The 10,549-nt window shown below is 67.2% G+C and carries 13 protein-coding genes; 5 read left to right on the top strand and 8 right to left on the bottom strand.

The window, feature by feature from the left end:
- The first annotated feature begins 15 nt into the window (after window positions 1-15).
- Together WAO18_RS14750 and WAO18_RS14755 are read left to right on the top strand one after the other, a co-directional pair.
- Complete coding sequence (locus WAO18_RS14750) at window positions 16-405, top strand: hypothetical protein (RefSeq protein WP_422206995.1); 390 nt, start codon at window positions 16-18, stop codon at window positions 403-405.
- Window positions 402-725, top strand: a complete 324-nt coding sequence (locus WAO18_RS14755) for a DUF3817 domain-containing protein (protein WP_422206996.1) — start codon at window positions 402-404, stop codon at window positions 723-725. Before WAO18_RS14750 ends, WAO18_RS14755 begins: the two co-directional genes overlap by 4 nt.
- A gap of 10 nt (window positions 726-735) precedes the next feature.
- On the opposite strand, the gene rdgB is transcribed toward WAO18_RS14755, so the two are convergent.
- Window positions 736-1,338, bottom strand: coding sequence for an RdgB/HAM1 family non-canonical purine NTP pyrophosphatase (rdgB, locus tag WAO18_RS14760; protein ID WP_422206997.1), 603 nt, complete (start codon window positions 1,336-1,338; stop codon window positions 736-738).
- Window positions 1,339-1,525: 187 nt separating this feature from the next.
- Between rdgB and WAO18_RS14765 the strand changes: the two genes are divergently transcribed.
- A complete protein-coding gene (locus WAO18_RS14765; RefSeq protein WP_422206998.1) occupies window positions 1,526-1,861 on the top strand; it encodes a hypothetical protein in 336 nt (111 codons plus the stop codon).
- Window positions 1,862-1,890: 29 nt separating this feature from the next.
- Here the strand turns inward: WAO18_RS14765 and rph are convergent, their stop codons facing one another.
- The 7 genes from rph to clpS are packed head-to-tail and all read right to left on the bottom strand — an operon-like array spanning window position 1,891 to window position 6,963.
- Window positions 1,891-2,670 (bottom strand): ribonuclease PH, encoded by a 780-nt coding sequence (rph, locus tag WAO18_RS14770; RefSeq protein ID WP_422206999.1) that lies wholly within the window; start codon window positions 2,668-2,670, stop codon window positions 1,891-1,893.
- Window positions 2,671-2,699: 29 nt separating this feature from the next.
- Window positions 2,700-3,473, bottom strand: coding sequence for a cyclic nucleotide-degrading phosphodiesterase (locus WAO18_RS14775; protein WP_422207000.1), 774 nt, complete (start codon window positions 3,471-3,473; stop codon window positions 2,700-2,702).
- Window positions 3,474-3,533: 60 nt separating this feature from the next.
- On the bottom strand, window positions 3,534-4,367 hold the full coding sequence (gene murI, locus WAO18_RS14780) for a glutamate racemase (RefSeq protein ID WP_422207001.1): 834 nt from the start codon (window positions 4,365-4,367) through the stop codon (window positions 3,534-3,536).
- Window positions 4,364-5,014, bottom strand: coding sequence for a rhomboid family intramembrane serine protease (locus WAO18_RS14785; protein WP_422207002.1), 651 nt, complete (start codon window positions 5,012-5,014; stop codon window positions 4,364-4,366). The genes murI and WAO18_RS14785 overlap by 4 nt, the downstream gene beginning before the upstream one ends.
- A gap of 42 nt (window positions 5,015-5,056) precedes the next feature.
- Entirely contained in the window at window positions 5,057-6,085 is a 1,029-nt protein-coding gene (locus WAO18_RS14790) for a P1 family peptidase (protein WP_422207003.1), read from the bottom strand.
- Window positions 6,082-6,654: a DUF2017 domain-containing protein gene (locus WAO18_RS14795; RefSeq protein WP_422207004.1), complete on the bottom strand. Its 573-nt coding sequence runs from the start codon at window positions 6,652-6,654 to the stop codon at window positions 6,082-6,084. The genes WAO18_RS14790 and WAO18_RS14795 overlap by 4 nt, the downstream gene beginning before the upstream one ends.
- Before the next feature lie 6 nt (window positions 6,655-6,660).
- Window positions 6,661-6,963, bottom strand: coding sequence for an ATP-dependent Clp protease adapter ClpS (gene clpS / locus WAO18_RS14800; RefSeq protein WP_422207005.1), 303 nt, complete (start codon window positions 6,961-6,963; stop codon window positions 6,661-6,663).
- Window positions 6,964-7,011: 48 nt separating this feature from the next.
- Here clpS and WAO18_RS14805 point away from each other — a divergent pair, with 48 nt between their 5' ends.
- Together WAO18_RS14805 and WAO18_RS14810 are read left to right on the top strand one after the other, a co-directional pair.
- Window positions 7,012-8,346 (top strand): nicotinate phosphoribosyltransferase, encoded by a 1,335-nt coding sequence (locus WAO18_RS14805; RefSeq protein WP_422207006.1) that lies wholly within the window; start codon window positions 7,012-7,014, stop codon window positions 8,344-8,346.
- 35 nt (window positions 8,347-8,381) lie between these two features.
- On the top strand, window positions 8,382-10,322 hold the full coding sequence (locus tag WAO18_RS14810) for an ATP-dependent DNA helicase (RefSeq protein WP_422207015.1): 1,941 nt from the start codon (window positions 8,382-8,384) through the stop codon (window positions 10,320-10,322).
- The last annotated feature ends 227 nt before the right edge of the window (window positions 10,323-10,549 follow it).

The following is a 10,549-nucleotide window of genomic DNA, read 5'->3' on the forward strand; positions in this document are numbered from 1 at the left end:
GGGTACTTTCTAGGGATGTCCACTACACGTCGTCGGAGACTTGCAGCGACCGTGCTGGTGGTCTTCGCGGCGGCCGGCTGCCTGGCTCTGGGCTGGTGGCAGTGGACGAGATTTCAATCGACGTCGGGCACTTTCCAGAATCTCGGCTACGCCTTGCAATGGCCCGCGTTCGCCGGATTCTGCGTCTACGCCTATCGCAAATTCGTCCGTTACGAGGAAGCGCCGCCGGAGCATCGAAACACTGACGCCGTCAATGAGATACCGGACGGACTATTGCCCGAACGTCCCAAGGCCGCGCAACAGAACTCCGACGACCCAGCGCTCCGCGAGTACAACGCCTATCTGGCCGAACTTGCCAAGGCAGACAACGACAACCATCCAAAGCAGAACAGGACAACCGCATGACCACAACCGGCGAGAACATCCGCACTCCCCTGCTCGCCTACCGCGTGATGGCGTGGACGACGGGTCTGTGGCTTATCGCCCTGTGCTACGAGCTTGTGGTCCACTACATCGTCAAAGTGTCGAATCCACCGACCTGGATCGGCATCGTGCACGGCTGGGTCTATTTCGCTTATGTACTGGCGGCGTTCAACCTTGCTGTCAAGGTCCGGTGGCCGATCGTGAAGACGATCGGCGTTCTCCTGGCCGGCACTATCCCACTGCTCGGGATCATCGTCGAGCATTTCCAGACTCGAAATGTGAAGGCGCAGTTCAATTTATGACCCTGAACTATCAGTGATCCAGCGCGCGTAACGCTGGCAGTAACAGCGCGAGCGCGCGGCCGCGATGCGATGCGGCGTCCTTCTCCGCCGAAGTCAGCTGTGCCGCAGTGCGATCCTCGCCGTTCGCGATGAACACCGGGTCGTAGCCGAAGCCGGCATCGCCGCGCGGCTCGCGAGCGATCGCGCCAGGCCACTCGCCGCGGACCACGACCTCATCCGAACTGGACACCAGCGCGCAGGCCGAGACGAAGGCCGCGCTACGACGCTCATCAGGCACGTCACGCAGCTGCGCCAACAGCAACGCTGTGTTGCCGGCGTCGTCGCCGTGTGTGCCCGACCACCGCGCGGACAGCACACCGGGCATGCCGTTGAGCGCGGCCACTTCCAGCCCCGAGTCGTCGGCGACGGTCGGCAATCCCGTCGCCGCGAACCCGTCGCGAGCCTTAGCCAGAGCGTTATCCTCAAACGTTGCACCGGTTTCCGGGGCTTCGTCGAACGGAGGCACGTCGTCGAGTGACATCAGCGTCAGCCCCGAGAGCGAGGCTGCGTCCAACACCCGCCGCAACTCGGCCAGCTTCTTCGGGTTTCGGCTGGCGACCAGCAAGCGGGTCAACTGTTGATCCAATCTATTGAGGCCACGAACGGTCAGCTAGTCATCGTAATTCAGCGCTGCACACCGCAAGCCATGCGGCGGCGGACACACAAAATGGGTCAAATGCCCCATGCTTTTTGCACCCGCCCGGCGCACAATCCGCTAAAGGTGGCCGTGTGAGGCTGCCATTAGCAAGGGGCATCGCAATATGAAGACCAACCGCACCCCGACACGGATCATTGCAGCCGCAGTGCTGACTGGCGGCGTCGCGCTTGGCGGCCTGGGCCAGGCAGGTATCGCCCAGGCGCACAAACCGCATAATTGGTGCCCAGGGCAACCCATGAATTACCCAACGGGGCCGGGTCCTGCCTACAGCTGGGACATGAATATCTGCCACACCTGGTTCTGGGTGCGCAATGGAAAAGGCAATGTTCCCTACAACGGCCGACTGCCCAGCACGCTATGGGACGGAGAAGTTCCGCCGCCCGACTCCGAGCCTCCCTGCGGCACAGACATGTTCACCGGCATCCCGGGCAATTGCTAAGGGTTAATTGCCGCCGGCAGGCAGTCGGGTCAGCTCCCGAACGCCTTCTGCGGTGTGCCACCCTCGGGCAGCACACCCGGATAGGGCAACGCCAACGCCTCGTTCTGCGCGACGAACAGCTTCTCGCAGGCCCCTTGTGCGGCATCGAGCAATTTGTCCAGCGTCGATCGCGGGAAGGTGGCGCCTTCGCCAGTGCCCTGCACTTCGACTAGTGTCCCGGTGTCGGTGGCCACCACGTTCATGTCCACCTCAGCGCGGGAGTCTTCCTCGTAGGGCAGATCCACTCGCACCCGGCCGTCGACCACGCCGACGCTGATCGCGGCGATCGCACACGACAGCGGTCGTGGATCGGACAGCTTGCCGGCCGCCGACAGGTAAGTCACCGCATCGGCCAGCGCGACGTACGCCCCGGTGATGGCGGCGGTCCGGGTACCGCCATCGGCTTGCAGCACGTCGCAGTCGATGGCAACGGTGTTCTCCCCCAACGCCGCCAGGTCGATACAGGCCCGCAGCGATCTGCCGACCAGCCGGCTGATCTCTTGGGTGCGTCCGGATGGCCGGCCTTTGACCGATTCCCGGTCACTGCGCGTGTGGGTAGCCGACGGCAGCATCGCGTACTCCGCGGTCAGCCAGCCCACGCCCGATCCTTTGCGCCAGCGCGGCACGCCCTCGGTGACGCTGGCGGTGCACAGGACTTTGGTTTGACCGAATTCGATCACCACCGAACCTGCCGGGTGGGAGGTGAATCCGCGGGTGATGACAACCGGTCGAAGCTCGTCGTCCAGGCGGCCGTCTTCTCGTTTTGACACGAGGCCAACCCTAGCTTGCGGTCAAGTGCTCAGGAGCGCCCGATGTTGAATGTCTCGCCGCACACCACAGCGTGCACCGGGCCGTCGAATTCGGCCTTGGCCTCACTGATCACGTCCTCACGAGACGTCCACGGCGGGATGTGGGTCAGCAGCAACTCCCCCACCCCGGCTGCGGTCGCGATCCGTCCGGCCTCGGTGCCGGACAGGTGAAGGTTGGGCGGGCGATCAGGCGCATGCGTCCAAGACGCTTCGCACAAGAAGACATCGGCGTCGCGGGCCAGCTCGATGACCGCATCGCAATAGCCGGTGTCGCCGCTGTAGACGAACGACGCGCCGGCCGGATTGGTGATCCGCATGCCGAAGGACTCCGTCGGGTGGCACACCAGTCGGGGCAGGACGCTGACCGCGCCAATCGTCACGGCCTCACCGTCGACCCAGTGATGCACAGCGAAAATGTCAGAGCAGTCGTCGATCTCCCCGCCGAACGGTGAGGACGCCGCGCCGAGGCGCGACCAGGTGTCGCTCGGTCCGTACAGCAATGCCTTCCCCTTGGGCGGCGACGGATGGTAGCGGCGCCAGACGAACAACCCCGGCATGTCGAGGCAGTGATCGGCGTGCAAGTGCGACAGCAACACATGGACCGAACCCGGATCGGCGTGCCGCTGCAACGCGCCGAGCACGCCTCCACCGAAGTCGATCACCAAGGGCGGAGTGTCCGGTGCTCTCAGCAGGTAACCCGATGCCGGCGAATCCGGGCCAACAACGCTCCCGGAGCAGCCCAGCACGGTAATTCGCACGGTCACTACTGTGCCATGCCCAGCGTCAAGTTGTTGAAAACATCTCCGCTTTCCTCAGGAGAAAGCTCAGCCCGAAGCAGCGATGTGACGGTGCACCGGCTCGACACCGGTGACCGCCGGCCCCAAGAATCGCGCCGCAAGTGCGAGAAAGGCCGCCGGGTCGCCGGTGGCCTCGAACGCGCGCAGCGGCGACGCGGCGTCGGGACGGTCAGGGTGGGGATGAAGTAGGTCGCGTTCGGTCAGCACGCGAAGCAGTTCCTTCGCCGTCTCCTCCGCGCTGGACACCAGCGTCACCGCGTCACCCATGGCCAGTTGGATGAGTCCGGACAGCAGCGGATAGTGCGTGCACCCCAGCACCACGGTGTCGACGTCGGCACGCTGCAGCGGCTCGAGATACCCCTCGGCAAGACCGAGCACCTGGCGGCCGCTGGTGATGCCGCGCTCGACGAAGTCGACGAACCGCGGGCAGGCCACCGCGGTGATCTCGGTGTCGCGGGCCGCCGCGAACGCGTCCTGATACGCGCCCGAGGCGACCGTGGCCTGCGTGCCGATCACGCCGATGCGACCGTTGCGGGTCGTAGTGACGGCCCGGCGCACCGCGGGCAGGATCACCTCAACGACCGGCACGTCATAGCGTTCGCGCGCATCGTGCAGGCAGGCTGACGACGCCGAGTTGCAGGCGATCACCAACGCCTTGACGCCGCGGTCGACGAGGTCGTCGCCGATGGCCAGGGCATGTGCCCGGATCTCGGGGATGGTGAGCGGGCCGTAGGGGCCGTTACCCGTATCGCCGACGTAGATGATGTCCTCGTCGGGCAGTTGGTCGATGATCGCGCGGGCCACCGTCAACCCGCCCACGCCGGAGTCGAACACCCCGATGGGCGCCAGTGCGTTACTCACCTCGGTAACGCCCGTCGCCGCTGGCGAGCTTCACGTTCGGGGCGGGACAGCAGGTACGCGGCAAGCACCCCGGCGAGCCCGCCGCAGAGATGCCCCTGCCAGGACACCCCGCCGCAGACGTTGAGCACCGGCACAGCCCCCCACAGGATTCCGCCGTATGTCACCAACACCACCAGCCCGACGACGATCTGCCAGCCCGAGCGAGTGAAGAACCCGAAGATCAGCAGGAAGGTGAGCCAGCCGAAGATCAAGCCGGAGGCGCCGATGTGGTCGGTCTCCCCGCAGGGCGATCCCATGTTGCCGATCAGCCAGGTACCCAATCCGCCGACGATCCACACGATCGCGGTCGCCCAGAGGAATCGCGAGAGCCCGGCCAGGGTAACCAGAAAGCCCAGCACCAGCGCCGGCCCAGTGTTGGCCGCCAAGTGCCCCCAGTTCGCGTGCAGCAGCGGAGCGAACAGAATTCCCCACAGGCCATCGGTCTCCAGCGGGCGGATGCCGTTGTCGTCGAGACGGTGCCCGTTGAGCTGATCGAACGCTTCGACGATGTACAGCAAGGCCACGAAGCTGATGATCGTGGCCCCGCCGACTACAGCTGCGGAACGCTTCTTCGGCTGTTTTGCCGGTGTGTGACTCTGGTTGGTCATCGCCGTAGCTGCCTTTCCACAGCAACCCCCACTTCGTCCACGCTACCGGCGTGGTTCGAATGCGCCGGGCAAGATGTCCCGGTAGGTCGGTATTTCGGCCACCGCCTCGGCGGCGATCACCGCCCCCACCACCGCGCGGGCCAGGCAGTCGGATGCCGCGATGCCCACGGCGCTGGCCAACGCTGTCTCCGGCGAAAACGCGGCAGGTAAATCGGCCGGCGGGGCCACCTCAATCGCGCCGGTGGCCAGCGCGAACACCGTGTCGCCGTCCACCGGGGTGTGTGCGGGCCGGATGCTGCGGGCGAGCCCGTCGTGAGCACTGCTCGCGATCTGGCGGCAAGCCGCCGGGCTCAGCGCGGCGTCGGTCGCGACGACCGCAATGGTGGTGTTCAGCGAGCTCAGCGGCGACTCGAGTTCCCCGAGCGCGACGACCTGCTGGTCGGGCGGGGCACTCAGGCCGAGCTCGTCGACCAGATAGCTGAGCCACGGCAAGCCGGTGCCCTGGTCCACCACGTTGCCCGCGGAGTTCACCACAGCCAGTGCTCCGACCGTCACACCAGACGGCAGCGTCGTCGACGCAGTGCCGACGCCACCCTTGAGCACACCCGCGCATGCCCCCACCCCGGCGCCGACCGTGCCGACGGCCACCTCGGTTCCGGCCGTTCGGCAGGCGTCATACCCGAATTCGGCGGTGGGTCGGTTGCTCCAGCCGCCCACGTCGAGATCGAAGATCACCGCGGCCGGCACGATCGGCACGACTCCGCCGGCCATCGCCACGCCACGGTCGTGTTCTTCCAGCCAGCGCATCACGCCATCCGCGGCCGCCAACCCGAAGGCACTCCCGCCGGCGAGCAGCACCGCGTCGACGTAGCGCACGCTGTTGGCCGGGTCCAGCAGATCCGTTTCCCGGGTACCGGGCGCACCGCCGCGAACGTCGACGGCACCGACGGTGCCGGGCGGCGTCAAGACCACGGTGACGCCACTGGCCCAGCCCGCACCCATCGTCGCGTCAGGGTCCAACCGGTGATGGTGGCCGACCTGGATGCCCGCGACATCGGTGATGGAGCTCATCGGGCGTCCATCAACGCGAGCACCAGGTATTCCTGCAACACCGTCAGCCATTGGTAGACATCGAGATGAGGAGCCAGCGGATGGTCGTCGGGCAGCCGATCCGGGCCGTTGGGCTGAATGTCGAGCATGGTGCCCAGCGCCAGCCGTAGGTCGTTGACGGCGGCGACCCAGGCGTTCGCGGCATCCTCGGTCAGCTCCAGCTTGCCGCCGTCGGAGGGAAGGGTATCCAATAGTTGTTGCGCCGCAACCCGTTTGGCATCGATGATGGCTGGCTCGTGCAAACTGCGCAGAGCGGCGTTAAGGCTGTCGGCGGCTGGTTGTCCGTCGTCGCCCGGCTTGGAGAAATCGGGCAGCAGCCGCTGAAGCGTCGCGTTGTCCGGCCGCTCGGAGTTACCGGTCTTCATACCGGTGATCTGCTCGAGTTCGTCTTGCGGCGTGGACGATTCGCGTTCCTCGAGCAAACCGATCATCGAGGCGACCAGGTTCTTCAGCAGGGCGGCCTCGTGCGCATCCAGCGCGGACCGATAACGGGCGCCGTCGGCGGTCTCAACCCGCTTCCACTTGCGCACTCGATCTCAGTGATCCTGCTGCATGGTGGCCCACAACCCGGCCGCGTGCAGCTTCGACACGTCGACCTCCATGGATTCCCGGCTGCCCGCGGACACCACGGCTTTGCCTTCGTTGTGGACCTGCAGCATCAGCTTGGTGGCGTGTGGCTCGCTGTAGCCGAACAGCTTCTGAAAAACGTACGTCACATAGTTCATCAAGTTGACCGGATCGTCCCAGACGATGGTCACCCAGGGGGCGGCCGTGGCTTCGACCGTGTCGGCTTCCCGTTGCCCGGTGGTCCCCGGTTTTGTCGGGGCTGACGCAACCATGGCTTCCAGGATACCGAGCCACCGCAACGCAACCGATACCGTTGTGGCGTGAACGACTCGGTGTACACCGGGCTGCTGACCGACAGATACGAGTTGACCATGCTGTCGGCGGCGCTGCGCGACGGCACCGCGCACCGCCGGTGCGCCTTCGAGCTGTTCGCTCGTCGGCTCCCGGACGGACGCCGATACGGTGTGGTGGCCGGGACGGGCCGGTTTTTGGAAGCCTTGACCGAGTTCAGGTTCGACGACACCGCATGCGCATCGCTGGCGGAATTCCTCGACCCGGACACCCTGGCCTACCTGCACGATTTTCGATTCAGCGGCGACGTCGACGGCTACGCCGAGGGCGATCTGTATTTCCCTGGCTCCCCGGTACTTTCGGTGAGCGGCAGTTTCGCTGAATGCGTGATGCTCGAGACCCTGGCGCTGTCGATCTTCAACCACGACACCGCGGTTGCATCGGCAGCCGCGCGCATGGTCAGCGCCGCCCAGGAGCGGCCGATCATGGACATGGGCTCGCGCCGCACCCACGAGCTCGCCGCCGTCGCGGCGGCACGCGCCGCCTATCTGTCGGGGTTCGCTGCGACGTCCAACCTCGAGGCCCACCGCCGCTACGGCGTGCCGACCGAAGGCACCAGCGCGCACGCCTTCACGCTGCTCTACGACGGTCCCGACGGGCCCGACGAGTCGGCCGCCTTCGCGGCCCAGGTCGCTGCGCTGGGCGCCGGCACCACGCTGCTGATCGACACCTACGACGTGACGACCGGTGTGGCCAACGCGGTGGCGGCCGCCGGTACCGGGCTCGGCGCGGTGCGCATCGACTCCGGCGACTTGGGCGTACTGGCCCGGCAGGTCCGCGAGCAGCTCGACCGGCTCGGAGCCACCCGGACGCGCATCGTGGTGTCCGGCGATCTCGACGAATTCGCGATCGCGGGTTTGCGCGCCGAACCCGTGGACAGCTACGGGATCGGCACTTCACTGGTCACCGGGTCGGGTGCGCCCACCGCGAACATGGTCTACAAGCTGGTCGAAGTCGACGGCACACCCGTCGAAAAACGCAGCGTCCGCAAGGAATCCCACGGCGGCCGCAAAGAGGCACTCCGGCTGTCGCGTTCGACCGGCACGATCACCGAGGAGATCGTGCATCCGGCGGGCCGGCCGCCGGCAGACGCCGAGCCGTCGCGGAGGCTGACCATCCCCCTGATGCGCGACGGCAGCACGGTGATCGACCGGGGCACTGACGCTCTGCGCGTGGCGCGCGAACTGGTGGCGTCGGGCTTGCGAAGCTTGCCGTGGGAAGGTCTGATGTTGTCGCACGGCGATCCGGCGATTCCCACGACCCACATCCCGGCCCGACGCCCGCCGCCCGACAAGCAGGAGTAGCCACGACCGACGACGCGCCCTCGCCCGTCACGCAGCTGCTGGCCACTGCGGTGGCCGCGCTGGGCGGAAGCGACCGCAGCGGTCAGCGCGAAATGGCCACCGCGGTCGCCCACGCCTTCGAAACCGGCGAGCATCTGGCGGTACAGGCCGGCACCGGCACCGGCAAATCGTTGGCGTACTTGGTTCCCGCTATCAACCGTGCGGTGTCCGACGACGCACCGGTCGTGGTGTCAACCGCGACGATTGCCCTGCAACGCCAACTGGTCAATCGCGATCTACCCCAGCTGGTCGAGGCCCTCACCGATGCGCTGCCCCGTAAGCCCCACTTCGCGTTGCTGAAGGGTCGGCAGAATTACTTGTGCCTGAACAAGATTCACAGCGGCGCCGCCGACTCCGATGATGAGCCGCAGGAACTTTTCGCGCCGCAGGCGGGCACCGCGTTGGGTCGCGACGTGCAGCGGCTCACCGCCTGGGCGTCGACGACCGACTCCGGTGACCGCGACGACCTCAAGCCGGGCGTCGCTGATCGGTCGTGGGCGCAGGTCAGCGTGTCCTCGCGGGAATGCCTCGGCATGGCCCGCTGCCCGTTCGGCACCGAATGCTTCGCCGAACGTGCACGGGCCAAAGCCGGCGGTGCCGATGTGGTCGTCACCAACCATGCGCTACTGGCCATCAACGCGGTCGCCGACTCGGCCGTGCTGCCCGAACATCAGCTGCTGATCGTCGACGAGGCGCACGACCTGGTGGACCGGGTGACCGCGGTGGCCACCGGCGAGCTGACGGCGACCGCACTGGGGGTCGCTTCGCGGCGGATAGCCAGGCTCGTCGAACCGGAGCTCGTGCAGCGATGGGAACGGACATCGGGCGCGTTCACCGCCGCCATCCAGGACGCGTCGGCCGGTCGCATCGACTACCTGGACGACGAGCTCACAACCCACCTCACCGCGCTGCGCGACGCGGCCACGGCCGCGCGATCCACCATCGACACGTCGCCCACCGACGCCAAGGCCGCCTCGGCGCGCGCCGAGGCGGTCGCCAGCCTCGCCGAGATCGCGGACACCGCAACGCGGATCCTGTCGTCCTTCGCGCCGGCAATTCCCGACCGCACCGACGTCGTCTGGCTGGACCACGAGGACAACCGCGGGTCGACCCGAACCGTGCTGCGGGTGGCTCCGTTATCGGTATCCGGACTGCTGCGAACCCGGTTGTTCGCCGACGCGACGGCGGTACTGACTTCGGCGACGCTGACCGTCGGCGGCTCGTTCGACGCAATGGCCAAGGCTTGGGGGCTGGCTGATACCGAAATGCCTTGGCGCGGAATCGACGTCGGGTCGCCGTTCCAGCACGCCAAGTCCGGGATCCTCTACGTCGCGGCCCAGCTGCCACCGCCGGGCCGCGACGGCACCGGATCCGGCGAGCAGCTCGACGAGATCGAGGGCCTGATCACCGCGGCGGGTGGCCGCACCCTCGGCCTGTTCTCGTCGATGCGCGCGGCCAAGGCCGCGACCGAAGCGATGCGCGGCCGCCTCGACACGCCGGTGCTGTGCCAGGGCGAGGACACCACGTCGGCCCTGGTCCGCCGATTCGCCGACGACGACGAGGCCTCGCTGTTCGGCACGCTGTCGCTGTGGCAGGGCGTCGACGTGCCCGGCCCGTCCCTGTCGCTGGTGCTGATCGACCGGATCCCGTTCCCCCGGCCCGATGATCCGCTGATCACGGCGCGTCAGCGCGCCATCGCAGCCCACGGCGGCAACGGGTTCATGGCCGTCGCGGCCAGCCATGCCGCACTGCTGTTGGCCCAGGGCGCGGGCCGCCTGCTGCGCGGCGTCGACGACCGGGGGGTCGTCGCTGTGCTCGACTCGCGGATGGCGACGGCACGGTACGCGGGATTCCTGCGGGCCTCGCTGCCGCCGTTCTGGTCGACGACCGATCCGGCTCGGGTCCGCGCCGCTCTGGAACGCCTGAGATCAGCCTGAGAGCGCTGCTCACGATCGATTTTCGGTGCGCTCGGCAAAGCATTCACTATCCTGACAGCGAACTTTCAAAGAGCGCGCCGCCCCGGCCGCCGAACGAACGAAAGGCGGCCGCCCTGAGCCGACGGCACCTGGTAGGCGTTGCGCTCGTCGCATGCGCAGCGCTGTTCGTGACGTCGTGCGCGACGACGGTGACAGGCAACGCCGTCTCCGTATTCAGCGATCCGTTC

Origin of the sequence: Mycobacterium sp. (genome assembly GCF_049278535.1) — a bacterium.
Classification (GTDB): Bacteria; Actinomycetota; Actinomycetes; order Mycobacteriales; family Mycobacteriaceae; genus Mycobacterium.

Bases quoted from the DNA above. Each gene is read 5' to 3' on its own strand.
- WAO18_RS14785 (WP_422207002.1), bottom strand. From the start codon at position 5,014: ATGACCAACCAGAGTCACACACCGGCAAAACAGCCGAAGAAGCGTTCC.
- WAO18_RS14765 (WP_422206998.1), top strand. From the start codon at position 1,526: ATGAAGACCAACCGCACCCCGACACGGATCATTGCAGCCGCAGTGCTG.
- WAO18_RS14750 (WP_422206995.1), top strand. From the start codon at position 16: ATGTCCACTACACGTCGTCGGAGACTTGCAGCGACCGTGCTGGTGGTC.
- WAO18_RS14790 (WP_422207003.1), bottom strand. From the start codon at position 6,085: ATGAGCTCCATCACCGATGTCGCGGGCATCCAGGTCGGCCACCATCAC.
- clpS (WP_422207005.1), bottom strand. From the start codon at position 6,963: ATGGTTGCGTCAGCCCCGACAAAACCGGGGACCACCGGGCAACGGGAA.
- WAO18_RS14755 (WP_422206996.1), top strand. From the start codon at position 402: ATGACCACAACCGGCGAGAACATCCGCACTCCCCTGCTCGCCTACCGC.